We start from the raw sequence: 26,668 nt of genomic DNA on the forward strand, positions 1-26,668 counted from the left end.
CGGGGCCCGGACTCCCGTCGCACGTCAGGTACTCGAAGGGGCTTCGATCACCGTGCGCAGCGGTGTGTCCGGCCGCACTTCCACAGGGCCGGGCAGAGGCACCGCGACGGAGGGGCCGAACAATGTGACGTCGGAGGCGACCGGCTCCCGCCCGAGGAACGAGCGGAGGCGGTCCACCACCGACACCGCCAGCTCCCTCAGCAACCGATCCCGCATCAGGGCCGGATGCGACAGCCACCGCCCTCCGTTGTACAGGAGCGGTGCGATGCGCGCGGACAGTGGAGCAGTCGACAAGGTGTCCGCGGCGCGTCCTGAGAAGGGAAGCCACGGATAGGCATCCCGCGCATGGATGACATCGCCACGCACGGGACGGCCCAGAAACGCGCTGGTGCGCATGCCCATTTCCCGCGACAGTCGCTGCTCCGCCCGGCTGCTGGATACGGCCACCAGCACGCGTTCGACTTGCGCACCCGCCCCGGCCAGCAGCTTCAGCACCGCGCACAGGGTATCGCCGGTGTACGCGGCGTCGTCCACGACACTCACCCTGGCGCCGACGGCCGTCTCTGCGAAATCCTGCGGCAGGCCGACGAGTTCCAGCCGCAGACCGCCGTCCGGCCGCAGGTGCCGGTGCGTACCGACCGGCACGCACCGAGCCGGCATCCGCGAGGAGTGCTGAGCAAGCTTGTCGAGTACGACCGCGACATCCCGCGGCCCCAGCTCGGCTTCGGTCCACGCAGTGAAATCGTCGTGCCCCACGAGGGTCCAGCCGTTCTCCTCCGCGAGTGCCGCCAGCCGCGCGGCGAACCGGTCGATGTCCCCGCCCAGCAGCCGACGGCCCAGGGGACTGAGTCGTGCGGCCGCCGCGCGGATGTCATCGATGACTGTGATCGGCTCTAGAGGCCCGACAGCAGGAGGCGTTCGGGGTGCATCTTCCGGGGACGTCAAGCGATCTCCAGGTACTCGCGGCTGCAGCTGCCCGAGAGCCGAGCCAGATCCGCGTCGACCATCGAACCGATCAGCTCCTCGAACGTGGTCTCCGCCCTCCAGCCCAGGACCTCCTGGGCCCTGGCCGGATCGGCGCGGAGCGTGTCCACCTCAGCCGGCCGGAAGAACTGCGGATCGACCTCCACATACTTCTCCCAGTCCAGACCAACCCGCTCGAACGCGACCCGGACGAGGTCGCGCACCGAGTGCGTGACTCCAGTCCCGATGACGTAGTCCTTCGGAGCATCGGCCTGCAGCATCATGTGCATCGCCTTGACATAGTCCCCGGCGAAACCCCAGTCGCGCTGCGCGTCCAGATTGCCCAGCCGCAGCTTCTGCTCCATGCCGAGTGCGATTCTTGCCACGTTCATTGTCACCTTGCGGGTGACGAATTCGATGCCGCGCCGGGGTGATTCATGGTTGAACAGAATGCCTGATACCGCGAAGAGCCCATAGGACTCACGGTAGTTCTGGGTAATGTAGTGCGCGTACGCCTTGGCTACGCCGTACGGACTCCGGGGGTGAAACGGGGTCTGCTCGTTCTGCGGGCTGCCGTTGACCAGTCCGAACATCTCCGAGGTGGAGGCTTGGTAGAACGAGACGCCGGGCCTCGGCGACCTGCTTCCCTCGCCGATTCCGCAGACGATCCGGATCGCTTCGAGCATCCGCAGCGGCCCGAGTCCGGTCGTCTCGGTGGTCAGCGCTGGCTGTTGCCACGACAGCGGCACGAACGAGACCGCGCCGAGATTATAAACCTCGTCAGGCTGCACCGACTCCAGCGCCGCGATCAGACTCCCCTGGTCCAGCAAATCTCCCTGGACCAGCTGCACATCGGGGAGCAACGCTCTCACCAGGGGAGCCTTCGGATTCTGCTGGCCCCGCATCAGGCCAACGACCTCGTAACCTTGTTCCAGCAGATGCTCCGCTAGGTACGTCCCGTCCTGACCGGCTATCCCCGTGATCAGCGCGCGCTTACCCAATTCGTGCTACCCCGCTTTCGTGACGAACCCTGGTCACAGGGCGGCAAGCTCTAGCTGTGTCCGCCGCCAGCTATGGAAGCTGCTTTCGGCCCGGCGGAAGTGTCACCCTGCTGGCACTCGCGGAACCACTGTATGGTGCGCAGCAGTCCGCCCTCGATCGACTCCTTGGGCTCCCAGCCCAATGCACGCTGGGCGAAGGAAATGTCCGGGCGCCTCATGGCGGGGTCGTCGACCGGCCTCGGGACAAACTCTACTGTCGAGGACGAGCCCGTCAACACCTTCACTAGCTCGGCCAGTTGCAGCACCGATAGCTCGTGGGGGTTGCCAATATTCATTGGCCCGGTTTCGTCCGATTCCACCAGCCGGAAGATACCTTCGACCAGATCGTCCACGTAGCACACCGATCGGGTCTGACTGCCGTCGCCCGCAACCGTTATGGGTTCACCGGCAAGGCCCTGCCGGATGAAGGTGGGAATCGCGCGGCCGTCCTGCGCGCGCATCCTGGGCCCGAAGGTATTGAAGATGCGGACAATGGCAGTGTCGGTCTCGTGATGAGTGCGATACGCCGTGGTCAGCGCCTCGGAGAACCGTTTCGCCTCGTCATAGACCCCCCGCGGGCCCACCGGGTTCGCATGCCCCCAGTAGCTCTCCGGCTGCGGGTGCACCTGCGGATCTCCGTACACCTCGGAGGTGGACGCAAGGAGGAAGCGGGCACCCTTCTCCTTTGCCAGACCGAGGGCGTGCAGGGTGCCGATCGACCCAACCTTCATAGTTTCTATGGGCAGTTGGAGGTAATCGATCGGCGAGGCCGGGGAGGCGAAATGCAGGACCACATCGACCGGGCCCGGGACATGTATGTAGTCGGTGACGTCGGCACGCACTAGCCGGAACGATTCGTCTGGCATCAAGTGCGACACGTTGTCCGGAACCCCGGTGAGGAAGTTGTCCAGACACAGCACGTTATAGCCCGATTTGAGAAGCCGCCCGCACAGGTGTGACCCGAGGAAACCGGCACCGCCCGTCACTACCGCTCTTCTCACCCTGAAACCCCGTAAGTTGATCGGCCGTCAAGTGTCAGTGATCATACCCTAAGGTCTTTGGCCGAGCGGGTCATCAGCGAGCATCTACCAACCCGCCCTGCCCCGCGGGTGGTTGGGGTCACAGACAAGCGAAGTCCCCGCTAGGCAGGGACCGTCGAGCTCTCCTGACCCTCGCGTACCTGCAAGAGGGAACGTTGTATATCCAACTCGCGGCCGGCTTCCGGTCGGCACGAGCACCACCTCCCGCTACATCCGCGGAGCCGTCGACGTGCTGGCTGCACTCGCGCCGACCCTTACCGAGGCCGTTCGCACCCCATCGCGCAAGGCGTACGTCTTCCTCGACGGAAGCCCACTGCCGATCAACTGCATAGCCACCGCCCGCCCCTTCCACTCGGGGAAATACAAGAAGCACGGGGTGAACGTGCAGGTCATCGCCGACCCGTTCGGGCGGCTGTTGTGGGCCTCTCCTCCCGCGCTTCCCGGCGCCGTCTACGATGTCTACGCTGCCCGAGAGCACGGCATCTTCGGACGCACTCTCCCAAGCCGTGACCGACTGCTGAGCGGAGATAAGGGGCTACCGGGGCGTCGGCGGCACCACACAGGCCCCTACTGGGGGCGCGGGGAGACACTTTCTGCAGGTCAGCAGGCTGCGAACCGGCCCCGCGCCAAGATCCGTGCACTCGTCGAACAAGGCATGGCCACCCTCAAGACCTTGCGATTCCTCCGCAAGCTGTGATGCTCGACCACCCGCATCACCGCCCTCGTCCAGGCTGTCCTCACCCTCCACCGGGCCAGTTCAGACGCAGGATGAGAAAGCCTCAGTAAACGGGAATCAGGCTCCGGCGGATACCCAAAAAGCACCAAAGAGCCCCGCGTGACGATGGCACGCGGGGCTCCGATGGCTTGCGACTTCTGCGGCGAAGGGCTACAGCTCCACCGAGACCGCCAACTCTCCCTGGTCAACCGTCGTGTAGACCAGCTCGGCGACCTTACCGGCCGCCTGGAGGTCGGCACCTACGCTCTGCGTCAGCTTCAGCACGTCGGCCGGACCTTCGACGACCACGCGGGCCACCTCGGCCCGCATGGACACCTTGGCCGTCGACTTGGCCTTGCGGATCGCGGCGATGGCCGAGGAAGCGACGTCGACAAGTTCGGGCCGACCATCCCGGACGGCTGAGGCGACCTCATCGGCGTCCGGCCAGGCGGCGGTGTGCACCGACGCGTCGTGCAGCCAGGACCAGGTCTCCTCCGCCGTGTATGGCAGCACAGGAGCGAGCAGTCGGATGACCACGTCAAGGATGTTCCGCAGCGTCCACCGGGCGGACTCACCGGCGGCTTCGCCCTCGTGTCCGTAGGCACGCTGCTTCACCAGCTCCAGGTAATCGTCGCAGAAGAGCCAGAAGAAACGCTCGACCCGCTCCAGAGCCGTGGTGTAGTCGAAGCGCTCCAGCGCATCGGTCGCCTCGCGGACGGTCGTCGCCAGACGGACGACCAGCGCCTTGTCGAGATCCTCGGTCACCCGGGCGCCCTCGGAGGGGGTCGGCAGCGACAGGACGAACTTGCTCGCGTTCAGGAGCTTCATCGCGAGCCGTCGGCCGATCTTCATCTGCTGCGGGTCGAAGGCGGTATCGGTGCCGGGCCGACCGCTTGCCGCCCAGTACCGGACCGCGTCGGCGCCGTATTCGTCCAGCAGGTTCTCGGGCGTGACCACGTTGCCCTGCGACTTGGACATCTTCTTGCGGTCGGGATCGAGAATCCAGCCGGAGAGAGTCGTGTGCTTCCACGGCAGCGCCTGGTGCTCCAGCTCGGACCGTACGATGGTCGTGAACAGCCAGGTGCGGATGATGTCGTGTCCCTGCGGACGCAGATCCATCGGAAACGTCTGCGCGAAGAGCTCGGGGTCGTCCATCCAGCCGCAGGCGAGCTGCGGGCTGAGTGACGAGGTCGCCCAGGTGTCCATGATGTCGGGCTCGCCGATGAAGCCGCCGGCTTGTCCTCGCTGGTCGTTCGTGTATCCCGGAGGGCAGTCGATCGACGGGTCGATCGGCAGCGCCGCCTCGTCCGGGAGGACCGGGTTGTCGTAGTCGGGCTGCGCCTCCCCGTCGAGGAGATACCACACAGGGAAAGGAACACCGAAGAACCGCTGTCGGCTGATGAGCCAGTCGGCGTTGAGTCCGGAGACCCAGTCGTCGTAGCGGGACTTCATGTGCGCCGGGTGCCAGTCCAGCTCGGCGCCGCGCTCCAGCAGCTTCTCGCGCAGCTCGACGGTCTTGACGAACCATTGCCGGCTGCTGACGATCTCCAGGGGCCGGTCGCCCTTTTCGTAGAATTTCACCGCACGGGTCGTCGGCTTGGGCTCGCCGATCATGCTGCCGCTCCGGCGGAGCTCCTCGACGATGATCTCCCGCGCGGTATGCACCGTCTTGCCGACGAGCTTGCTGTAGAGCTCGCCCGCCAGCTCCGGGTCTGCGCAGGGGATCGTGGCGAAATCGAGCGGCAGAAGCCTCCCGTTGCGGCCCACGACGGTACGGATGGGCAGCTGGAACTCACGCCACCACATGACGTCGTTCATGTCACCGAAGGTGCACACCATCGCGATACCGCTGCCCTTTTCCGGCTCGGCCGCCGTGTGTGCCATGACCGGGACACTGACGCCGAACAGCGGAGAGGTGACCGTCTTGCCGAACAGCGGCTGGTAGCGGGTGTCATCGGGGTGGGCGACGAGAGCCACGCAGGCGGGCAGGAGCTCGGGACGTGTGGTCTCGATCCGGACGACGTCCTCACCCGAGGTGAAGGCAAGGGCATGGTATGCCCCGGTGACCTCCCGGTCGACCACCTCGGCATTGGCCACCGCAGTCTGGAACGTGACGTCCCACATGGTGGGGGCCTCGGACTGATATGCCTCACTGCGCTTGGCCATGCGGAGAAAGGCCGCCTGCGACAGTCGCTGTGCGGACGTACCGATCGTGGTGTACGTCGTGGACCAGTCGACGGACAGCCCGAGTTTGCGCCACAGGTCCTCGAAGACACCCTCGTCCTCAGCGGTGAGCTTCTCGCATAGGTCCACGAAATTGCGCCGTGAAATGTTGACCGCCGGCGCTTTCTTGTCCTTGCCCTTGCGCTCGGAGACCGGAACCGGCGGCGCGAAATCGGGATCGTAGGGCAGCGAGGGGTCGCAGCGCACGCCGTAGTAGTTTTGGACGCGGCGCTCGGTGGGCAGACCGTTGTCGTCCCAGCCCATCGGATAGAAGACCTGCTTTCCCCGCATCCGCTGATAGCGCGCGACGATATCGGTATGCGTATAGCTGAAGACATGGCCGACGTGCAGTGATCCACTGACTGTCGGCGGCGGTGTGTCGATGGAGAAGACCGCTGCGCGGGAGCCTGGCCGGACGAAGCGGTATACGTCGGCCTCGGACCAGAACGCGGACCATTTCGTCTCCAGTCCCTCCAGGGAGGGCTTCTCCGGCAAAGGAGACCCGTAGCGCGCCATACCGACACACCCTTCCTAAATCAGTAAACGCAGTGTTGCCGACGCTATACGTGGCCCGGTCCGACGGCGGTCCCGCAGTCAGGCGTCCAACTCGTGCTCTTGAGTACGGGCCCGCCGTTCGGCTACCCAGTGTAGAGGGACCGGGCTGCCCTCCCCCACTCGCCTTTGCAACCGTTCGGGGGCTGGGCGGGTAGGAGCCGGCCCACCGGGCGCGGGGAACCGGCACCCTCCGCGGGGCCCTCCCGCACCAACACCGCAGAGCGCGGGCCCCGGGGCCTGAACCTCTGCCATGATGCCAAGACATGATCGACGCCTGATAGGACCTGACAGGAGAGGCGGACCGGTGTGCGGAGCGAGGAGATGAAGGTACTAGTCACGGGGGGTGCCGGGTACATAGGTTCGGTCGTTGCCGCGCGGCTCCTCGAAGAGGGGCACCGGGTAACGGTTCTCGATGACCTGTCGACCGGATTCCGGGACGCCGTGCCGACCGGAGCCGGGTTCGTCGAGGAGCGCATCCAGCATGCGGGGCGGGTGTTGGATCCCTCCTACGACGCGGTTCTGCACTTCGCCGCGTTCGCGGAGGTCGGAGAGTCCGTCCGGGCGCCGGAGAAGTACTGGGAGAACAACGTCGCCGGCTCAATGGCCCTGCTGGACGCCATGCGGGAGGCTGGCGTGCGCACTCTGGTCTTCTCCTCGACGTGCGCCGTCTACGGGGAGCCGGAGTCCCTCCCGATCACGGAAGACACCCCCACGGTGCCGATCAATCCCTACGGTGCCTCGAAACTCGCTGTCGACCACATGATCAGCGGAGCCTGCCGCGCACACGGCCTCGGAGCCGTTTCGCTTCGCTACTTCAACGTCGCTGGCTCGGTCGGCGGCCGGGGCGAGCGGCACGCGCCCGAGTCCCATCTGATACCGATCGCTCTCCAGGTCGCCCAAGGACGCAGGCCGTCGCTCTCAGTCAACGGGGACGATTACCCCACCCCCGATGGCACATGCGTGCGCGACTACATCCACGTGGCGGATCTCGTCGAAGCGCATCTACTCGCTCTGCGCGCTGCCACCCCGGCGGCTCACCTGATCTGCAACCTGGGCAACGGCAGGGGCTTCTCCGTACGCGAGGTCACGGAGGCTGTCCGCCGGGTGACGGGCCACCCGCTTCCCGAGGTCATCGGCCCCCGCCGGGGAGGCGACCCGGCCACACTCGTCGCCTCGGCCGACCGCGCCCGCGAGCGGCTCGGCTGGGCCCCCATCCGCACGGATCTCACGAAGATCGTCGCCGACGCCTGGGCTTTTGCCGAAGCGCAGGCGGGCGAGGCGGACCCGGCCGAGAACCCCGCGTGACGCCATCGGCGTACGGGCCCACGACGACGGGTCCCGCCTACGCATCGCCTCCGCACCTGCTGGCAGCGGCCGCTTACGCCCCGGAGACAGGGCGCGCCGACTCTTCATCCAGCACCGGACCGACCCCGAGGAAAGCAGCAAGAAAATGCGTATCGCGCACGTGGCTCCACTGGGCTTCCGCGTTCCCCCGACCCATTACGGAGCTGCCCAGCGCTTCATTTCCTACCTCGTTGAGCAGCAGGTCAGGGACGGCCACGAAGTCACCCTTTTCGCATGCAGCGGATCGTCCACGTCCGCAAATTTGGTGGAGTGCGCGGACGGTGAGGTGCCGGTAACAAATTGGCAGCGCCACATGGTCGAGCATATACGAATGTACGAGGAGGTCTACCGACGCGAGGACCAATTCGACATCATCCACAACAACACGCAGATGTTCATCGGACCGCTGGCACGTAGGTCCAGGACCCCAACCGTTACCACCATCCACCACGCGCCCGAGATTCCCGGGATTAACGTCTGGCCGACCAAGCTCCTGGAGCACTACGCGGAGCTCCCTCTGGTGGCGGTTTCCACGTCCCAACGCCGACTGCGCCCAGATCTGAACTGGCAAGCGGTCATCCACCACGGCCTGCCGCAGAACGCCTACGACTTCTGCCCCGAACCGGAAGAGTACCTTGTCCACATAGGCCGGGCCGATTCGGAGAAGGGCCTGCCCGACGCGGTCCGCATCGCCAAAGCCTCGGGACTCAAACTGAAAGTGGCAGCGTACGCCAACCCGAAATCCCCTGAATATTGGGACAGCTTGCAGCAGTACCTCAAGGACCCGGGCGTCGAGTTCGTAGGAGAAGTAGGGGACCGGGAAAAGCAGGATCTCATCGGACACGCAAAGGCGCTTCTTTTTCCCATCCAGTGGGAGGAACCCTTCGGGATCGTGCTGATCGAAGCCCTCGCCTGCGGAACGCCGGTGATCGCCTATCGACGAGGCGCCGTCCCGGAAATCATCAAGGACGGCGTGAACGGCTGGTTGGTTTCGAACATCGACGAAGCAGCGGCGGCCGTCGGAACCATCGATTCCGTAGACCGCATCAACTGTCGGCGTTCCTTCGAAGAGCGTTTCACCGCCCAGCGAATGGCGAGTGACTACGAGCACGCGTATGAGCAGATACTGAAGCAGAGCTCATAGTGCGCCGGTGAAGGCAGTGGCCGAGACCCCCGGCCCCGTCCGGCGCACCGGCCGGTACCCGGTCTCCAGCGCCCACCTGCCCAACGACACCCCCCTGCGGAGGGAGGTATACACGGCCTCCGGACCTGCGGGACTCCGGCCCGATCTCAGCCCGTGTCCGGTGTGGTGAGGCGGATGAGTCGCTTGTAGTGGCACAGGATGGCGGCGAAGGCCGAGAACGGCCAGGTGTTGCGGGGATTGCGTTCGTATCGATGGTTGAGCCTGCAGTAGTCGGTCAGCCAGGACAGGGTGCGTTGGATGTCCCGTCTGCGTCGGCCGAGTCTTTGCTGGAGTCGACGCACTTGCGGGCGATCCGGACGCCGATGCGCTTGCCTCGTGATCATCCGAGCGGATGAGGAATGTCGTATGCCTTGTCGTCAAGAGGCGCTGGGGTTTGAAATAACGGCCGCGGTGGGGGTCGTGTCTCGTTCGGTGGCCGGTGACCATGGGCTTCAGCGAGACGCTGTCGTGGAAGTTTGGCACCGGAGACGCCGACGACCAGGGGCAGTCCGTTCGTGTCCGAGAGGAGGTGCACCTTGGAACACGGCTTGCCCCGGTTCATCGGGCTCGGGACTGTGTGTTCGCCCCCCTTTTTTAGCCCGCACGTGGGCGAAGTCGAGAACGACACGGGAGAGGTCGAGCAGATCCAAATCGTCGAGTCGGCGTAAGACGGCTTCGTGCAGACGACCCTACACGTCCGCCCTGGACCAGATCGCGAACTTGCGGTGGACGGTCGACTTCGATACCCCTAAGCACGGCGACAGCGTGCCCTAATAGGCCCTGTCCGGTGGATCATGTGACTGTCGGTTTGCTGGCTCGTTGTTGTCGGCATGGGGCGGGGTGACCTGACCAATGCGGAGTGGGCCCGGCTGGACCCGCACCTGCCGTCGACAGGAGGGCGTGGTGGCCGGTGGAGCGATCACCGGAAGGTGGGCAACGGGATCTGTTCCGCGTGCGCCCGCACGTGCGAGCCGTCGATCGCTGCGTCGTCCACGTCCAACGGACCTGCCTTGCGCAGCTCGGCCAGGAGGATTTCGTGCAGGCGGGGCCAGACGCCGGCCTCGGTCCAATCCCGCAGACGCCACGAGTCCGTCACCCCATTGCACCGGGTCCACTCGGCAGCAACATCCCAGCAGCTCATTTTCTGCGAAGCACGTACCAATGCCCGCAGGGCCTCACGGTCGTCCGCCGGCAGACGTCCGGGATATCGATGACGCCGCGGAGACCGAGGTGGCAGCAGCGGAGAAATGCGTTCCCACAGGTCACCACGCACAAGATCATCCGACACCCGCAATACTCCGCTGCCGACAGACCCGATCGCCAAGCCCTCACGCCGAACTCATTCTGAAATGATCAGTGGGAGGTCACCCTTCAGGCCCCCCGCACCGCGCACCGGCGCGGCTGACACCCCAGCACTGCAGGCTCAACGAGTCGCACGGTCTACAATTCCAGCCCAAGCAGGCAACTCTTCTGCTCGCAGACTGATTCAGGCCATGATCAACGAGCATCACATGAGCGTCAGAAGCGTCAGGATATCGCCCATACACGCATAACGCACTCACGCAAAATTACAGCTCAGGAGCCCTTCTCGGCAGGCTCCAGGATCGCCACGCACTCCACGTGCTGGGTCATCGGAAGCATGTCACCCGGGTGAACTCAGAGAAAACCGCAGGTCAGGCCCGTCCCTCGTCTCCGTCTTGGGGCCACCAGGTGCGAAGAGCATCAAACGAGCGTCACGGCGGACGCCCAGTGATCCCAGCAAGGAATGCACCAGACGCCGTCCCCGTGGTCAGGTTCAGGCTTCGGCGCTCACACGAGGGGAGCACTGTTCCTTATCAGCGTCGATCGTTTGGGGCGCCCCCATTCAGGCGGCACCGCGCTCAGGAAGCGGATGACGTACTCCCCGCTGACTTCGTTCCGGCCACCGGAAGCACGTACTCACCGGCGAGACGCGCCCAGTGCAGCGGGAGAGGCCGGGCGAGCGGCGGGTAGTCGTCGTGGTAACGCAGCTGGTGCGTGAGCGTCGCCCACTCCGCCGGCCGGTCGGGCGGGTCACCCGCACGCCCCGAGTCCGTCAGCGCCTTCTCCGACAGACAGCCGAGCACGGTGATCTCCAGTTGCCCGGGGTTCCACGCGGTCTTCCCGGGCGCTGTCCGGCCCTGTGCCGTGGGCACCAGCTTCATGAGCCCCTTCGGCAGTTTCGCCACCGTGTGCGGCTTCGAGGCCGTACTCGCGAAGACACGGCCCTCCGTATCCGCCGTCCCCCACACACCCTCGGCGAAGCCGACCCCGTCCTCGGTGTCGTGGGCGTACCACTCCGCCACTTCACCCCGCGCGTTGGCGTCCCGTACGAGCAGCACCCGCAGATCGTGGCCGTAGAGCGTGTGCCGCTGGGCGGGTTCGGCCCCGAAGCCGAGCTTGTCGCGGTCCAGTGCACCGTTGCGCAAGCCAGGCCAGCACTGGCGCAGATTGCCGGCGTCCGCCAGCAGCAGCGTCGGGCGGTCGCGGAGCTGGAAGAGCAGTGCCCGGATCTGCCGCTCGGTCTCCCGCTGCCTGTCCTGCTCCACGCCCGGGCGGGCAGCGGGCCGGGATCCTCCCGGGGCTGCCGAGTCATCGACGAGCTTCCCCGTGCCGGTCGCCTTTCCGCCGCTCGCCGCCGGTTCCCGTGCCTGGGAGAGCAGCAGCAACAGCTTCGGATACGGCACCCATTCGGCTCGTTCTGCGTCCCACCCCTCGATGACGCCCGGTCCGTCCCCGGGGCGCACCCGCACCGCCACCAGCCGGTGGACGGGGCATCGCGTGGGCCCCTTCCTGGTGTGGCGTACGAGCCAGAGCGCCGCGTACTGAAGGTCGCCCGGAATGCCGGCTCCCACCCGATGGGCGGGCTGGCTGATCGCGCCCAGCTGCCGGAAGGCGTCCAGCCAGGTCCACCTGGCCCGGTGTTCCAGAGCGCTGTCGGTGTCGTCGGGCGAGTTCACGAACTGAGTCAGCCGTCCCTGCCGTGCCCAGGCGATGCGCAGCGCGTGCTTGGGGTCGGAGTCCGGGACGGCGGCGAAGCGCTCCTTGCCGGCGATCTCCGTGATCACGACTCCGGCCCCGCCGAGGAGCGGGTCCGCCCGGTCCGCCACGAGCCCGCAGCGCCCTTCGATGGCCTCGGCCAGCCGGACGGCCCTGAGGCGCCCGCGGGCTCGGGTGGTCGGCAGGGCGTCGGCCAAGGGTCCCGCGGGCCGGACCCGGACGCGGATGTCGACCCCCTCGCACTGCCACTGCCAGGTCTCCCCGTCGGCCGACGGCACTTGCTGCCCGGCGGGAAGACCAACGAGCTTGGGCAGCTCGGCGAGCAGCGCCGCACAGGTTTCCGCGGACTGCCAGAAGACGTCGATCTCCAGGGGGCGGCCGTTCAGTGCGCGTGTCAGCGCCGCCCGCCGTTGCAGAGCCAGCTGGGCGTTGCGGACGCCCTGGACGCGTCCGGCGCCGGTACGGGGCAGCAGGGAGGGTGTGTTGCTCCGGGAGACGCGCGTGAGGTCGGGGACCCGGGTCAGCAGGGGGCGCAGCCCTTCCTCGACCCAGGCGTCCAGATCCGCCCGCTCCCGTGGCATCAGCCCGGGTCCGACCTCGTGCGGGCCGATCGACGGGTGGTAGACGATGCCGGCGGCCACGTCCCCGGAACCGTTGATCCAGCGTTCGGGGTCGGAGAAGAGCACTTCGGGCCGAGGATAGTTTCGCACGATGTCCAGCTCGGGCACGAGCGGTGCGGGGCTGTGCCGGCGCCAGGCAAGTTTCTTCGACCGCCGGTCGTAGCCCAGCGTGTTCACCATCAGCCGGTGGCCCCGGTCCGGCCCTTCCGGCCACGGCAGTGGAGCGTCGAGCAGGACGGTCGTACCGCCGAGCTGGTGGGGGCGTACGTCGAATCGGGTGGCCCACCGGCGTACCTGGGTGGACACATGGACGCGGAACCGCGGGGCGAACGGCACGGTATGGACGGTGATGGTGAGGCAGGCCGAGTAGTACCAGATCTGCCGTCGGCGCTCATATCGCTGAGGCGGCCAGGAGACAAGTCGCGCGCCGTCACCCGAGCTCTCGACGCGGAAGTGGAGTGTGGTGCCGCCCGTGCGGAACGTCCGGGCGGCCAGCCGGAAGGCGATCCACTCGGGCAGCAGGCTGTAGAGCCGCGCGGCGGGTTCGGCGGTTCCGCCCGCCGAGAGCACGCTCTCGGCGAGGTCGACCGGTTCCGTCTCCCAGTGGGGCAGACGTACCGTCTCGGCCGGGTCACCGGAGCGGAGCCTCTCCTCGAGATCGGCGCCCTCCGAGTCGTCGTCCTCCCGGTGCATGCCCGCCGCCCAAGCTCCTACCACCGGGGCCAGCACGTCCGGCGGGACGGCTTCCCGCGCGTAGAGCCACGGCAGACGGCCATCCGTCCCGGCGTTGCGGCCGGTCGCGATGACGCCTGGCGCCATCGCCTGGAGCAGGGAGTTGAGCCTGCGCACGGGGAGCCGGTGGGGGTGGACGGAGTTCTTGTCCGCCTCGGCATGCATCCCGGTGAGCTCGGCGTGCAGGTCCTCGCCGAGCCGCAGCACTTTCATCTCCTCCCGCCAGGGTCCGTGGAGCGGGTCGGGTTCGTAGGCCGCGACGCGAATGTGGTGGTACACGGAATTACCTCCTGGGACAGGGGTTCGGCGCTTACGGGTGGGCGGGTACGGCGGCGAGCAGGCGGGTGAGCATGCTGCGCAGTGGCGCGTACAGGGCGCGGACGATGAACTGCTCCTCCCCGGTCGTCGTGCCGCCGTCGAAATACGGGTCCAGGACGGCGAGGGCGCTGTGCAGCAGACTGGATTCGGGGGTGTCGGGCCGCGCCGGTACGGCGCCGCGGTTGGGGGCGAAGGCGGCGTCGACGAAGACCACCCGGGCTGGTACGCCACCGCGTACCAGTCGCCCGATCACCTGCCACAACAGGACCAGCATGTCCCAGGTGACCTGTTCCCGTACATCGTCGTCGAGACGGCTCCACGCCATCGAACGGGCGAGTACCTGGTACCAGTACGAACGGGCGACGCGGCGGAACTCCTCCGCTCCTTCCTCGACGGTGGGTTTTCCCTGTACCAGGGTGGCGAAGTCACCGCCGGTGACGGCGCGGACGACCCAGTCGTTGACGGCGTTGACGGCCAAGTGGAGGTCCTCTGGGTGCGGATGGGGCCGTGCCAGGAAGTAGACCGTGCCGATGGCCGCCTCGTCGTCCTTGTTGAGGATGTTGTGGCCGCGTTCCAGCGCGAGCAGGGGCGCCACCAGGATGTCCGCCTTGAGGTCCTTCAGGTGCTCGACGTCGCCCCGGCGCAGTGATCGGGCGTGGTAGGCGGACGGCGCCTCGTCCTCCGCGGTGATCTTCTCGTCGTCCGACACCAGGCACAGCACCTTGTTGCGCCAGCGGACGTTGAGGTTGTGCAGTGTGTCGGCCACCACACGTGCCTCGGCATAGCTGCCGACCAACAGAAGAATCTGGTCGCGCCCTGGAGGAAGAGAGAGCAACTCCTGCTGGAGCGGACCACCTTCAGTGACCTCGTACTCGTCTCCGCCCTCACCTAGATGGCACGCGATGCGGCGCAACTTCTCCGGGCGGTCGTCCGGATGGGTTCCCGACATGCGCAGTTTCTCGTCGCCGTCGTCGATGAACTCGAAGCGCATGGAACTCTCGTTGGCGATGCGTTCGGTCACCTCGGCCGGCGGTTCGATGACCACACCGACCGGCACGCAGACGTGGTAGCGATTGGACGCGCCAGCCCAGCTGCTGCCCGACATGAGCAGCAAGTGGGCACCGGGTCTGCCGTCGACGGAGGTGAGATCGGGGATGGCGCGCAGCAGCTCACGTCCGACGCCGCTGCACCGGAAGAAGGTCAGTTCGCCACTGCGGACTCCGCCCTTGTCCTCACCCGGGACCCGGAACTGGAAGCCGAGCACATTGCCCATCGGGGCCTCGGGCACCATCGGGCCGTAGTCGAGCGGCCGGCGGTACATCGTGTTGAAACCCAGGCTGAGGGCGGCCTCGACGCGGGGCCACATGGCGTTGATCATGGCGAGCCGTGGTTCCAGGGCGCTGAGCAACAGTGTGAACTCGAAGCGCTCCGCGAGTTGCTTCCGCCATTCCTCGGGAGTCTGGGGCGGAGGCTTGGGCTTCCTGCGGCGTCCGCGCTTCTTCTCCTGTTCCTCCTCCTCGCGCCGCCACTCGTCGTACGCCTCTTGGTACTTCCGCTGCCGGGCAGCCATGTACTTCGGGTCGATGGCGAAGACCTCGTCCATGACCTCGGTGAGGCGGCGCCGGGTGTTCTCCGGGTTGCCGGTGTGGAGCAGTTCGTTGAGGACGGCGGTCAGCCGGCTGAAGTCCTCCTCCGTCCTACGGTGACGGTCACCGAAGGGGTTGTCCCGGAACGCGTCGAGCAGTTTCCCGAGAGTCTCGCGGGGGGCGTGGTGAGGGTGGTCCGGACCGCTGTCGTCGGGGAGTTCGTAGCGCTCGTCGAGGAGCCCCAGCTGGAGCGTCCAGGCGCTGAAGTAGCCCGTCCGCACCCACTTGCGCAGCTCATACCCGGCGACGAGCATCGCGTACAGCCGGTCGGTGGCCGCGCCTGCGGTGTTGAGGGCGGCGGCGAAGGTCTCGACGTCCCGTTCGGAGAGCTGGGTGCGTCCGCCGGCCGCGAGTTCCCGAATCTTGTGCCGGCTCAGCTGGTCGATGAGGCCCTTGTCCTCATCGCTGGCGAGGAGCACGGCGGGTGCGAAAGTCCGGTCGAGCTGCATCTGGACACGGTCGGCCTCGTCGATGATCACGAGGTCACTACGGCGGCAGGCGACTTCGAGAAAGCGGATGCGCTCGCCGTTCTGAGGGCGGGGCGGCGAGGCGTCGATCAGCCCGGCCGGCGTGGCCACCCAGATCAGGGCGCCGACCAGGGTGCGAGCTCCGTGGTGACGGGGGCAGGCGGACCAGTACGGGCAGCTCGTCACCCTCTTCTGCCACGCGGAGTGTCGTCCGTCGCTCGGGTCACGCCGCAGGGCCGAGGGGGGCCGGAGCTGGGAGCAGGGTGCCTCGCCGTAGGCGAGTGGTTCGGTCGTCGACGTGGCGCCCTGCCGTCTGACGTTGAGCAGGCAGGACGTGCCGAGGTAGGCGAAGGCAGGGTCGTCGTGGGCGAGCAGTCGGTGCTCGCCCCGGCCCGCCAGCCGGCGGTGCAGCCGCTGGGCGTGCCGCTCACGGCCGGAGGAGCCGAGCACGGGTGCGGCGGCGCCGTCGGTGTAGAGGTCGTAGAGCCGGACGAGCTTCAGCACCTCCGCGACATCAGTGACGACGATGGTGGTGCGCTTGCCCAGCTTGGCGAGATGGACGGCGATGATGTCGCGCAGTGTGCTCTTGCCGGCGCCGACGATGCCGAGCAGGTGCTGGATGCCGTCGACCGTGAAGGCGAAGTCCTCGTCTTTCCTCGCCTTGTGGAAGGTTCCGTTCTCCTTGGTAGACAGGTCGAACGACCGTAACCGCTCCAGCCACCGTGGTGCCCGGCCCTTGCCGGAGCGAGCGTGCTGGGCGTCCATCTCCGCCGCCGTGCGCTCCAGGTTCTCCCTGGTGAAGATCAGGGGCTCGCCGCCGCCGGCCGGTTCCAGGTCCATGTCGTGGGCGACGAGGGGGGTGCGGGGGACCGGCGGCAGGTCGACGACGGCCATGGTGCGACTAACGGGGAAGGCGTGTGGGCCCTGACCCGCGACCTGCACGCGCCTGCCCGCCAGCGGCGGTGCGGCACGCAGCAGTCGTTCGTAGACGGAGAAGCGGTCGCCGGCGACGGAGAGGTCGCGGCGGGCAGCGGGTGTCTCGGCGTCCGGTACGTCGTAGGCGCGCACCCTGGGGTCGAACCTCTGGTAGGTGTCCAGCGCCTCGAGCCAGGTACGGCTCCGGCGGAGCGTCCACAGCGAGTACCTGGCGATACGCAGGGTCTTCGCCGCATCGGATGGCAGCGGTGCCCGGTGCGCCTCGGCGAACCCGTACCCGCTGAACAGCACCCAGGCGCTGCCCGCGGGGCTGCCCGGCATCATCTTCTGCTGGAGGTACAGGCCGAGTTCGACCTGGCAGAGGGCTTCCAGCGCGGGCTGGGGCACGGGGGACCCCAGAAATGCTTTGAGCGCGTTGAACACGTCGGTCAAGGGCGGGGTGATGCTACGCATCGTCCTTCTCCTCTCGCCGGGCCTGTCCCAGGTCGGGCACGAGGTCCATGGGGGTGGTGAGCACCAGCCGGTCCCGCAGGAGCGCGGGAAGGGCGTCGGTGAAGGCCTGCCGGTAGCCGTCCCGTCCGGCGAGCGCGTCGGGGACCACGACGAGGGTGCGGTCCGCGAGGGGCGTGTTGTCGGTGAGATGGGCTGCGAGGAGCGCCGGCTGCAGGCGGTCGTACACCTGAATGTCCACGATGCGGGGGCCGGTGTCCCTGAGCCGGTAGGCGGGCAGAAGACCGGGCAGGGTCTCGCACGCGACTCCGGCGCGCTCCAGTGCCTCCCGGGCGGCTTCGTCGGTGCGGTGCGGCAGTACGAGGTACCACCGCAGCGAGCGCTGCAGGATCCACGCCTGGTCCGGCTCGCGGATGAGCCGCGGAGGGGCGTCGCGCGGGCAGTCCTCCCCCTCGCACCAGACTTCCGCGCCGGTGCCGGACGGTCCGGGTAAGGGCACGGCACTGTCCCGGGGCAGCGCGGGGAGCGTGCACGAGGGGCAGTACAGGAAGTCTCCGTCGACGAGCAGGCACTCGGGCAACGGACCGTAGAGGTTCTTGACCCGGCTCCAGACCGCCCTGTTCCAACCCGGCGCGAAGCGGTCCTGCTGGTGGACGACCGGGTGACGCGCCAGGAACGCCCTGCACTGCCGGTAGCGCTCCTCCGTTCCACTCCGCGCGTGCAGGTCCCCGAGGAGCGCGCGGGCGTGTCCCGCCACGCCTCCGTCCGGTCCGTGCGAGGCCACCTCGAGACACGACCGGGTCGGCATCCGGCCGACCCGGTGCACCAGCGTGGTGCCCGGCGAGACCAGGGCGGAGGGGACCGCGAAGAGTGGGTCGTCGGACGGCCTGGTCCGGCACCACTCCCACAGTTCCGGAAGACTCCTCGGCGGCGCCTCCCCCGCATCGAGGCAGCGCATCACCGTGTGATCCAGCGCCCGCTGGGCGAGGCCGGGATAGGGCAGGGTGAAGGAGCGGAGCCCTTGGACCTCGGAGAGAGCCGCCACCACGCGGGAGAGTTCGCCGAAGAGGTCGCTGCCCACGCCCTCGGGCGCCTCGCCGGCGTCCGGCCGATCGGCCCGGCCGGCCGACCCCGCCCTCATGCCGCGGCCTCGCTGACGGACGACGCCGTGCACCAGCGGGCCACTTCGCACCGCTCGCAGGCGCGTCCGGGCCGGGCCGCGTACTGGTCGTCCCCGTGCCAGTCGGCCACCATCGCCCGCAGTACCTTCTCGGCGGTGACCCGATTGGCCGGGGCGAAAGGATCGATGATCTCCAGGTCTGCGCCGCCGGGGCGCAGCACCTCCAGCTCGACCCGCGCGCGGAACGGATCACCGCCCAGGTCACCGCGGGCGATCAGCACGACGGCCAGGGCCAACTGCGGATAACGCTCCAGCAGGGGGCGGTCGGACCACCGATCGGTGACGGAGGTCTTGGTCTCGCGCCACACCCATGACCCGGCATCCCGGTAGAGCAGATCGGGCGCGGCCAGGACCACCACGTCGGCGGCTGTGTCGTGCCGCACCACCCGGGGCTCGGTCCGCACATCCGTACCGTCCTCGACGTACCGCAGCGGACAGACCGCGGCGTGCCGCCGCAACAGCAGGGCGCCGAGTGCGCGTTCGTGTGCGGGCAGGTCGAATCCCTCCGGTACCCACTCCTCGGGGACCTCGACCGTGCAGGGCCGAGGCGATCCGTGGGCGTGCCGTTCGGCGAGGTAGGCGTGCAGCGCCCGGCCGCGCTCGGCTGTCACCTCGCGTTCGACGGAATCCGCCGTGGGCAAGTGCAGCCGGCGCATATGGTCACGCGCCGGGCAGGCTCGGTAGGCCCGCCCGTTGGTGACCGACCAGGTGCGGCGGGGTCGGTCGTGCGCCTCGATGCCCAGCAGTCCGGGCGCTGTGCGCAGGGCCGGGCACACCGACAGGTAGGGGCATCCGCCACAGGCGGACCCCGGGCGGTATTCCCGTCCGTCCAGTACGTCGGCCAGGGCAGCGGGGCCGTGTTCGCGGTACCGGGCGCGCGCCTCTTCCCGGCTTCCAGCGAAGAGTTCTCGCGTACGGCCGTCGAAGAGCGCGAACTCCACGATCCGTACGTGCTCCGGCGGTGGTCCGGGGGCGCCCTCGGCCAGCACCAGGGCGACGGCCGCGGTGAACCCGTCGGGCGGCAGGTCCCGCAGGCGGTGCACGGGCAGACGAAGCTCGCGGTAGGCACCGTCGGGGGAGGCCAGGCAGCGGCCCCACACGGTGAGGCGGTACTCCTGGGCGTCGCGCGGGTCGGGACCGGACGGCCGGTAGCGGTACGTCCACGGCTCGGGCACCTCATGCAGGGGGCGTTCCGGGTCGAGGGGGAAGGCCGCCTCGTATAACGTCACGCCGTGCTCCGACCAGGTCCGCAGACCGTCGTGCAGGGGCCCGGTACGTGTCCGGGGCGGGTGGCCGGCAGGCCCTGAACGGATGTCGCAGGCAGCCATGAAGGGGCCCAGAGCGAAGTGCTCCAACCGCTCACGGCGCCGCGGTACTCGGTCGGTGGTGTGGTAACCGCGGGTCTTGAGAGCGTCAGCGGCGGGGCATCGGAAGTCTCCCCCCTTGAACATTCCGGCGGATACCGCGATGACGTCGGACGTGCGGGTCACCCCGTCGGGGGGCAGCCATGGCTGTGACATTTCGTGCTCCATTTCCGTACGGAGGAAAGGTGGATGGCCGTGAGGGAGATCGAGGAGGTCGGCGATGTGGAGAGGCGCTACGAAGTGCTGGACATGGTCGGCGACGGCGGCCAAGGCGACCTTTTCCTCGGGCGTGACCGCAGCAGCGGGCAGAAAGTGGCGTTGAAGCTGCAGAAGGCCCGGGACCTCGGACCCGAGAGCGACTTCCACTGGGCCGGCGATGAACTCCTCGAAGAGGGGTCACGCATGATGATGCTGACGGGAATCCAGGCGATTCCCGAAGTCATCGCCACGGGGGCACACCGGCGACGCCGTTGCCTGGTCATGGAATTTGTCGAAGGGCACCAACTGCAGAAGGTCCTGTCGGCGGCCCTGCCCATTAAGGATCCTGGGACCGTTGCGGCCGTCATCGGCCAACTGTGCGAAATTCTGGCAGAAGTCCACGACCGGAATCTGGTGCACTGCGATCTCAAGCCCGAGAACGTCATCGTGCAGCCGGACGGCCGTCTCCGGCTCATTGACATGGGCCACGCGGTCGTGGCGGATCAGGAGACGGAATACGCACGCGGCACGCGCGGCTGGGCCTCCCCCGAGCAGTCCGACGCGTGCCCGTCAGGTCTGACGCGGCAAGCGGACATCTTCGCACTCGGCTGCATCCTGCTGGAGATGACCGTGATGCGCCTGCCCTACGGCGGACAGGACGAGCGGGCGGAAGAGGGCACCCCGGTGCTGCCGGCCGACCGGCTCGCCAAACTACCCCCGGAGTTCGCCTCCCTGGCGCTGCGGATGGTCCGGTGGAAGGCGGCGGAGCGCCCCGCGGATGTCCGTGAAGTGTTCGATCGGCTCCGCTGCTACCTACCCCAGCTCGGCTCGCAACGGCCATCGAAGCCCCTGCGCCCGGACCCGACCGAGTACTACCGCACGCATCCGCCCCGGCTTTGACGGTGAGCCGACGGCCGCCGACCGGGCGGGTCACCTCAGCCCTTCCAGCCGCTCTCGGACCTCCCGCACCTCCTCACCGTCCATCAGCTCACGCAGCACGATGACTCTCTCCAGCTCCCGCACCGCCGCGTCGGTGTCGCCGGCGGACACCAGGACATCAGCGAAGAGCATCCGTACCTTCTCCTCGTTGGGCCAGTTCTCCTGTTCGCGGTAGATGTCGGAGGCCTGCCGGTACAGGGTGATGGCCTCGTCCCGTTCGGAACGGGCCAGGTGCACCTTGGCCAGGGTGAACAGCACATCGGCCAGGCCGCTGCGCTCCGTCGTGCGCTCCACCACGCCCAGGGCGTCGGCGCACCGACGGAGCGCCTGCTCGTGCTCGCCCCGGTCGAGGTCGATCGCGCCGAGGACGTTCAGAACAGCCGCCTCCCCGACCCGGTCGGACACCTCCCGGCACAACTCCAGTGCGCGGCCGAGCGCTTCCTCCGCTCCCGTCCGGTCGCCCTGCTTGCGCAGGGTGAGTCCGAGCCGGTGCAGCGTACGGGCCAGACTCAGCCGGCCTTCCGCGCTGCGGTCCTTCTCGCTGAGCCGGACGGCCCTGCGCAGGGCGCCCACCGCCAAGTCGTACTCACCGAGCCGCCAGTGGGTCCCTGCCAGCGACCGGTAGACCATGGCGCGATCGACCGGGCCGGCGACGGTTTCCGCCGCCTCGGCGGCGTACCGGAGGTTCTGCCGCGCATCATCGAGCAGGCGACGGCGCCACTGGTAGATGACCAGGGTCATCGGAAGCAGCCATACGTACCGGTCGATATGCCGATTGATCGCCAAGTGAATGCCTCGCTGGACGGTGGCGTACTCCTCGTCCAGGAACGCCATCGCCTCCACGAGGTCCGCGGGGTCGGTGACCCCGACCGCTCCGGGCTCGCCGGTGGGCAGGGTGCGTTCGCGGTCGAGCACCCGGTCGCAGGCTCGGACGCTGTGCAGCTGGTGTTCCAACACCTGCCGTACGGTCGCCCGCTCGATCTCCGCGTTCTCTCCGTCCGACACCGGCCGCACGTGCCGAAGGGCGAAGGCCCGCACGAGGTCGTGCAGCCCGAAGCGGTCGCCGTGATGTTCTACGAGGTTCGCCGCCACGAGGTCCACCAGGGCCCGGTCGGTACGCGTCCCTTCGTCCACTGCCCGTCCCAGATCCATCACCGCCTCCCAGGAAGCGCTGGGCCCGGGGTGGACGGCGAGCTGCCACAGCAGCAGCCGGGCTTCCTCATTCAGCACGCGCACGGAGCAGTTGAGCGCGGCGCGGACCGACAGTTCGTGCTCGGGCAGGTCCAGGGTGTCCAGCTTCGCCCGCTCCAGCTCCTTCTCCATCTCCCGCACCAGGGCAGGGAGTGTGTGCAGCGGACGCGGACCGACGTCCAAGAGCCGGGCCACCACCACGAGGGCCAACGGCAGCCGACCGCAGAGGTGGACCAGCTTGCTGAAGGGCACGGCGTGCTTGGCCCGGTCCTCAGCCGACACTTCCTTCTGGAGTACCTCCAATGCGTCCGCCTCGCGCAGCGGCTCCATCTTGCGGAACAGCACCTTTCTCTCGGACTGCAGCCGCAAGAGGTCGTTACGGCTGGTGACGATTACGGCGCAGGTACCGTCTCCGGGAAGCAGCGGCAGCACCTGCTGGGCGCTGAGCGCGTCGTCGAGGACGATGAGCACCGACCGGTGGGCCAGCGCCGACCGCAGCGCGTTGCTCTTGCTCTCCGTTCCGGTCACCGTGGTGTAGGGCGGCAGCGCGGCCAGAAAGCCGTCCAGGACCTCGTCCGGTTCGGCGGGCCGCACGTCTCCGCCGGCGAATCCGTTCAGTTCGCCGCGCAGCACCCCGTCGGGAAACCGCTCCCGCAGCCGACCGGCGAGGTTCTCGGCCACCGTGGTCTTCCCGACGCCCGCCATGCCGCTGATCAGGACCAGCGCCAGACTGCCGGCGTCCTGTTCCTCGCACACGGCCTCGAAGAGGTCGCCAATCAGCTCGTCCTGCCCGATCGGCTTGTGCCTGCCGCCGGGCAACTGGTCGGGAACGGGGGGCAGGAGCGCCCCGCCCGGCCGGCGGCCCTCTCCCCGGACCTGGTCGATGGCGCCCTGTACATCGACGTCCGCTCTTCCGTTGCGCTTCTCCCACTTCTCGATGAGCCGCTCACGTCGGGACTCCGGCAAGTCTGCGTGGGCGAGCAGGTAGAACCGGAAGATCTGGGGCAGTTCCGGCGCACGCTCGAACCATTTCTCCGTCTCCTCGCGCAACCATTTGACCTCCCTGGACTTGTAGGCTGCGTCCAGCCGCGCGTACACGGCGGCCATCAACTCAGCTCGTAGCTCCTCCCGACGCAAGTGGAAGCCGGTCTCGGACAGTCCGTGCAGCGGATCGTCCTCGCCGTCCCACTCCTCCAAGGCCGTGCCGAGCAGTTCGAACTGCGCTTTGCAGGTCAGTCCCTCAGCCTGCTTCACCTTTTCGCGAAAACGGAGCAGGTCGACGTCTCCCACCGGCACGCGGAGCGTGCAGTAACCCGACTTGCCGCTATGGGGCACGGACTCCTGGCCCAGCCGCTTCCGCAGGTCGGCGACGACGCGGTTAACCAGATCGCCGGCGTCCTCGACGCCCTCCCAGAGGACTTCGGCGACGTCCTTCCTCTTACATCGGCTGTCTGGCGAGGTCACCAGGAGCGCGAACAGGGCCGCCACCTTCGACCCTTCGACCACCCTTCTGCCGCCCTCCCCTTCGGCTCGCACCGGGCCCAGCACGTACCCCTCCATCGCCCTCCCCCTCACCGCGCCGCAGTCAGTGATCCGGCCCCCTCGCCGGCGCTCCTTCATCTGTGCGCCGCGCTGTGCCGCTTCACACGCGCTTGCTTCTTCACGCCCCCCGGGGACTCAGTTATCCCTCAGTTTTCGCTCTGCGGCCCCGCTTCACCCCCGGGCACGATGGCACCAGCCGCTCGCAGAAGCACGAAACGGCGGCTCAGTCATCCATCGACCCATCAGAGAGGAACCGCGAACCCGATGAACAATCGTCAGCGCAACCGCCGGGCAGCCCGTCTGCGTCAGTCCCCCGACTGGCCGCCGAGCCTCCGCCGGCGGGCGGCCGCCCGGACCGAGGACACCACCCCGGCAACCCCGCCCACCGAGGCGCCGGACACCTCGTCCTCCGAGACCGCCTGAGCGCAACAGTCCGTGGGTGCCCGTACCGTACGGGCACCCACCCGCCCTGCGAACTCCGTCACCGGCGGGCTCGCGACCTTGCTGCCGCTCTTGTCACACACTCGTGGTCAAAGACGGCGTTACCTGGTCGAGAAGGCCACTACTGCATGGTCACGATCAAGGTGAGGCTGGTGGGACGGGTCCCCGCTTAACGCGGATATGAGGCAAGACGTCCTCACCACAGGACCCACCTCGTCCAGCATCTCGGTACCTCCCGCACCTCCGGACAGGGGTTCCCTCAGTCCGAAGAGAGGACATTTCTTGATGTATCCACCCCACAGCAGCGTGTTCGCCTCGGTGAGGCGGCACTTCGACGATCCCCGGACCAGTGACAGGGTCTTCGTGTTCGTCCCCACGGACGCCGACGAGGCTGGTCCGGTCCCGCTGACCGCCGCCGAGACGCACGAGGCCTTGTACGGCCCCGGCTCCGACCCGCAGTTCGCCGCCGCGGTCTGGAAGGAGGTCATCCGCATGGCGCAGAGCGACGTGGCTCCACACAGCACCGGGAAACTCCTGGCAATCTGGCTGGCCCTGCCCCGACTGACCGGAACGGTCCACCGGATCTGCACACGCCTGCGGGCCGACCGGTCGGACGTGGAGGCCGAGATGGTCCTGGCTCTCCTGGAGAAGCTGGCGGATCGGGACGGCGCGAGCCGTCTCACCGACTCCTCCCTGCTGCACGCGGCGCGCGCCAGGGCGTGGCATCTCGCCCGGGAGGGGCTGCGGGAGCTTCTCTCCACCCAGATCGAACACATCACCGAGGAGCACGCTCTCACTGCGTCCGGCGAGGAGGCGGACGCTCCGGCGGAGGACAGCCTGGACGTACGGGTCGACCGCCCGGACGGCCCGGACGGGCTGTGCGCACCGCTGCGTTTCCGGGTGCGCCCGGAGCATCTGCGTCGACAGGGAATCTTCATCGACACCGACGACGGGTCGCAGGACCGTTCGACGGGCCACAGCCCCGGGAAGAGGCGACGGCCCGGGCGCCGCGCGGACTCCCGGCCGGTCCGCCCTGCGGGGAGGCGAGGGTGAAGGACCCGGCAGAGGGCCGCCTCAGTTTCACGGAGATGTTCGACCTGCCCGTCGCAGTGGACCTGCGCACGGCGGCCCGAGCACTCGGAATCGGCTCGACGACCGCGTACCGGCTGATCCGCGAGCACGAGTTCCCCTGCCCCGTCCTCCGCATCGGACGTAGGTACAGGATTCCGACCAACGAGCTGATGCGCGCCCTGGGGATCGAGGACCGCCCGCTGTACAGCGTGGACCGGGAAGAGGACATGGACGATCCGAGCGTCGGCTTCTGACGGTAACCACCGTGCGGCTCCGTGGCATCGGCCACGGAGCCGCACGGCCCTGCCTCCTACGACGGACCGTTCGCCGCCGACGTGCGGCGCACGGTTCTCCACGGCTGCTCGGCAATCGGAGGGCAAAGGGATGCTCTCCTTCTTCGCCGAGCGGTTCGGCGGCCGACAGCCCGCGCGTGTTGGCCAGTTCGTGAACCCGCCGGCGATCACCGACCCGAGCTACGGCGAGCACGCCCGTCAACCCCGAACCTGCGGGTGAGCCGTCGACGCACGCCTCGGCGCCCGCGACATGATCGCCGCGCCCGGCCGGGGCGCGGATCTGAACGGCCCGGCGGCCCAGCCCTACGCACCGCTCGCCACGACTGCCTTCGAGGGGATGACCCCGAAGGTCCTCGTCGTCGTGGGCACGAAGGACTGGCACCCACCCAATCTTCTCCGACCGGCAGGACTGGGGAAGCGACGCCAACACGGCGTCTCCCGCACCGAAGACCAGGTTGGACAACTTCGACGACGCGGAGCACGGGCTGGGCGGCATCCCGGCCTTCGACGCTGCCGAGGCCACCGACGAGAACCCCGACCGCGTCACCGCCGCACGAGCCCTCGTCCGGGCGCACCTGCGCGCCCGAGTTGTGCCCGCAGGAACCGGACTGGTACCGGGCCACCGCGGTCCGCGCATCAGCTCCCACTGCCCCCGGTCCCGCTTCGTAAAGCCGTCCGTGACGTCGTGCCCTGGCGCCTTCAGTTCCAGGAAGCCGGTGATGCGCCCCGATGTCTCCACCGCGTGGTCCGGACGCAACCGGGCCCCGAGCAAGGGAACTCAGGATAAGGCGAGGACTCAGCTTCCAGCGCGCCCCGAGTGTTTCCACCAGCTTCGCCACCGGCAGGCTGACGGACGCCTCCGTGTCGCTAACCCGCAGACGCTCCCTGCGCTCGGATCCAAAGTCCGCCACGAGAGCCCGTATCCATTCCTCCGGCACCTTGTCCCCCCTCCAAGCTGGGGACGTGGGCGGTGGATGCCGCAGACACAGCTTGTTGGAGGCGAGAGGACCGGCTCAGTGCGCACGGGGCGCGCGAGGGGCACGGACAGCGCGTTCCGTGACCACCGGGAAAGCAGGGGCGGGTGTTGGTTGGGAAGAGACCGCCGTAGCCAATGTGGACCTTTCCTGCCACTCAAACGTGAAGGCGCGTGGGATGCCATTCTCGCGCCGAGCGGACCCGCTGCCCCATCTCGCGAAGGC

Annotated in this window: 16 protein-coding genes and 3 pseudogenes; 8 read left to right on the forward strand and 11 right to left on the reverse strand. The window is 68.2% G+C overall.

All coding sequences use genetic code 11. The annotated features are described in order from the left end of the window. Positions 1-24: 24 nt before the first annotated feature. From AB8Z75_RS00135 to AB8Z75_RS00145, 3 genes are read right to left on the reverse strand one after another with little or no spacing between them, the layout of a single operon-like run. Complete coding sequence (locus AB8Z75_RS00135; RefSeq protein ID WP_369199233.1) at positions 25-945, reverse strand: phosphoribosyltransferase; 921 nt, start codon at positions 943-945, stop codon at positions 25-27. Then, complete coding sequence (locus AB8Z75_RS00140) at positions 942-1,964, reverse strand: GDP-mannose 4,6-dehydratase (RefSeq protein WP_369199234.1); 1,023 nt, start codon at positions 1,962-1,964, stop codon at positions 942-944. Before AB8Z75_RS00140 ends, AB8Z75_RS00135 begins: the two co-directional genes overlap by 4 nt. A 50-nt stretch (positions 1,965-2,014) precedes the next feature. After that, positions 2,015-2,989 (reverse strand): UDP-glucuronic acid decarboxylase family protein, encoded by a 975-nt coding sequence (locus AB8Z75_RS00145; RefSeq protein ID WP_369199235.1) that lies wholly within the window; start codon positions 2,987-2,989, stop codon positions 2,015-2,017. Between the two features lie 167 nt (positions 2,990-3,156). On the opposite strand from AB8Z75_RS00145, the pseudogene AB8Z75_RS00150 reads away from it, so the two are divergent. Further along, positions 3,157-3,815: pseudogene (locus tag AB8Z75_RS00150) on the forward strand (transposase family protein); the annotation flags it as partial. 114 nt (positions 3,816-3,929) lie between these two features. Here the strand turns inward: AB8Z75_RS00150 and valS are convergent. After that, the gene (gene valS / locus AB8Z75_RS00155) at positions 3,930-6,497 is read right to left on the reverse strand and encodes a valine--tRNA ligase (protein ID WP_369199236.1); all 2,568 of its coding nucleotides are present in this window, start codon (positions 6,495-6,497) and stop codon (positions 3,930-3,932) included. Between the two features lie 360 nt (positions 6,498-6,857). Here valS and galE point away from each other — a divergent pair, with 360 nt between their 5' ends. Then, positions 6,858-7,841, forward strand: coding sequence for a UDP-glucose 4-epimerase GalE (gene galE / locus AB8Z75_RS00160; RefSeq protein ID WP_369199237.1), 984 nt, complete (start codon positions 6,858-6,860; stop codon positions 7,839-7,841). A gap of 145 nt (positions 7,842-7,986) precedes the next feature. Further along, positions 7,987-9,024, forward strand: a complete 1,038-nt coding sequence (locus tag AB8Z75_RS00165; protein ID WP_369199238.1) for a glycosyltransferase family 4 protein — start codon at positions 7,987-7,989, stop codon at positions 9,022-9,024. A gap of 146 nt (positions 9,025-9,170) precedes the next feature. Here the strand turns inward: AB8Z75_RS00165 and AB8Z75_RS00170 are convergent. Beyond that, positions 9,171-9,827 (reverse strand): annotated as a pseudogene (locus tag AB8Z75_RS00170) (IS5/IS1182 family transposase); the annotation flags it as partial. 66 nt (positions 9,828-9,893) lie between these two features. On the opposite strand from AB8Z75_RS00170, the pseudogene AB8Z75_RS00175 reads away from it, so the two are divergent. Continuing rightward, positions 9,894-10,007, forward strand: a pseudogene (locus AB8Z75_RS00175) (transposase); the annotation flags it as partial. On the opposite strand, the gene AB8Z75_RS00180 reads toward AB8Z75_RS00175, so the two are convergent. The 5 genes from AB8Z75_RS00180 to AB8Z75_RS00200 form a co-directional block, all read right to left on the reverse strand. Next, positions 9,983-10,351: a transposase gene (locus tag AB8Z75_RS00180; RefSeq protein WP_369199239.1), complete on the reverse strand. Its 369-nt coding sequence runs from the start codon at positions 10,349-10,351 to the stop codon at positions 9,983-9,985. The pseudogene AB8Z75_RS00175 and the gene AB8Z75_RS00180 sit on opposite strands and share 25 nt — an antisense overlap. A 592-nt stretch (positions 10,352-10,943) precedes the next feature. Beyond that, a complete protein-coding gene (locus AB8Z75_RS00185; protein ID WP_369199240.1) occupies positions 10,944-13,712 on the reverse strand; it encodes a DUF3962 domain-containing protein in 2,769 nt (922 codons plus the stop codon). Positions 13,713-13,743: 31 nt separating this feature from the next. After that, complete coding sequence (locus tag AB8Z75_RS00190; RefSeq protein ID WP_369199241.1) at positions 13,744-17,253, reverse strand: hypothetical protein; 3,510 nt, start codon at positions 17,251-17,253, stop codon at positions 13,744-13,746. Then, positions 17,246-18,391 (reverse strand): hypothetical protein, encoded by a 1,146-nt coding sequence (locus tag AB8Z75_RS00195; protein WP_369199242.1) that lies wholly within the window; start codon positions 18,389-18,391, stop codon positions 17,246-17,248. Before AB8Z75_RS00195 ends, AB8Z75_RS00190 begins: the two co-directional genes overlap by 8 nt. Continuing rightward, positions 18,388-19,659 (reverse strand): PD-(D/E)XK nuclease family protein, encoded by a 1,272-nt coding sequence (locus tag AB8Z75_RS00200; protein ID WP_369199243.1) that lies wholly within the window; start codon positions 19,657-19,659, stop codon positions 18,388-18,390. The genes AB8Z75_RS00195 and AB8Z75_RS00200 overlap by 4 nt, the downstream gene beginning before the upstream one ends. 330 nt (positions 19,660-19,989) lie before the next feature. Between AB8Z75_RS00200 and AB8Z75_RS00205 the strand changes: the two genes are divergently transcribed. Further along, the gene (locus AB8Z75_RS00205; RefSeq protein WP_369199244.1) at positions 19,990-20,892 is read left to right on the forward strand and encodes a serine/threonine protein kinase; all 903 of its coding nucleotides are present in this window, start codon (positions 19,990-19,992) and stop codon (positions 20,890-20,892) included. Positions 20,893-20,922: 30 nt separating this feature from the next. Here AB8Z75_RS00205 and AB8Z75_RS00210 read toward each other — a convergent pair whose 3' ends face one another. After that, entirely contained in the window at positions 20,923-23,682 is a 2,760-nt protein-coding gene (locus tag AB8Z75_RS00210; RefSeq protein ID WP_369199245.1) for a tetratricopeptide repeat protein, read from the reverse strand. A gap of 246 nt (positions 23,683-23,928) precedes the next feature. On the opposite strand from AB8Z75_RS00210, the gene AB8Z75_RS00215 reads away from it, so the two are divergent. From AB8Z75_RS00215 to AB8Z75_RS00225, 3 genes are all read left to right on the forward strand, one after another. Beyond that, positions 23,929-24,087 (forward strand): hypothetical protein, encoded by a 159-nt coding sequence (locus tag AB8Z75_RS00215; RefSeq protein WP_369199246.1) that lies wholly within the window; start codon positions 23,929-23,931, stop codon positions 24,085-24,087. A 303-nt stretch (positions 24,088-24,390) separates the two neighbouring features. Beyond that, positions 24,391-25,158: a hypothetical protein gene (locus tag AB8Z75_RS00220; RefSeq protein WP_369199247.1), complete on the forward strand. Its 768-nt coding sequence runs from the start codon at positions 24,391-24,393 to the stop codon at positions 25,156-25,158. A gap of 35 nt (positions 25,159-25,193) precedes the next feature. Continuing rightward, positions 25,194-25,430 carry a helix-turn-helix domain-containing protein gene (locus AB8Z75_RS00225; protein ID WP_369199284.1) on the forward strand — a complete coding sequence of 79 codons (237 nt, stop codon included), beginning with the start codon at positions 25,194-25,196 and terminating at the stop codon, positions 25,428-25,430. Positions 25,431-26,668: the final 1,238 nt, after the last annotated feature.

It is taken from the genome of Streptomyces sp. PU-14G, from assembly GCF_041028275.1.
In the GTDB taxonomy this organism is placed as follows: Bacteria; Actinomycetota; Actinomycetes; order Streptomycetales; family Streptomycetaceae; genus Streptomyces.

Coding starts and splice junctions, on each gene's coding strand:
- AB8Z75_RS00220 (WP_369199247.1), top strand. CDS start 24,391: ATGTATCCACCCCACAGCAGCGTGTTCGCCTCGGTGAGGCGGCACTTC.
- AB8Z75_RS00190 (WP_369199241.1), bottom strand. CDS start 17,253: ATGCGTAGCATCACCCCGCCCTTGACCGACGTGTTCAACGCGCTCAAA.
- AB8Z75_RS00225 (WP_369199284.1), top strand. CDS start 25,194: ATGTTCGACCTGCCCGTCGCAGTGGACCTGCGCACGGCGGCCCGAGCA.
- galE (WP_369199237.1), top strand. CDS start 6,858: ATGAAGGTACTAGTCACGGGGGGTGCCGGGTACATAGGTTCGGTCGTT.
- AB8Z75_RS00165 (WP_369199238.1), top strand. CDS start 7,987: ATGCGTATCGCGCACGTGGCTCCACTGGGCTTCCGCGTTCCCCCGACC.
- AB8Z75_RS00210 (WP_369199245.1), bottom strand. CDS start 23,682: ATGGAGGGGTACGTGCTGGGCCCGGTGCGAGCCGAAGGGGAGGGCGGC.
- AB8Z75_RS00195 (WP_369199242.1), bottom strand. CDS start 18,391: ATGAGGGCGGGGTCGGCCGGCCGGGCCGATCGGCCGGACGCCGGCGAG.
- valS (WP_369199236.1), bottom strand. CDS start 6,497: ATGGCGCGCTACGGGTCTCCTTTGCCGGAGAAGCCCTCCCTGGAGGGA.
- AB8Z75_RS00215 (WP_369199246.1), top strand. CDS start 23,929: ATGAACAATCGTCAGCGCAACCGCCGGGCAGCCCGTCTGCGTCAGTCC.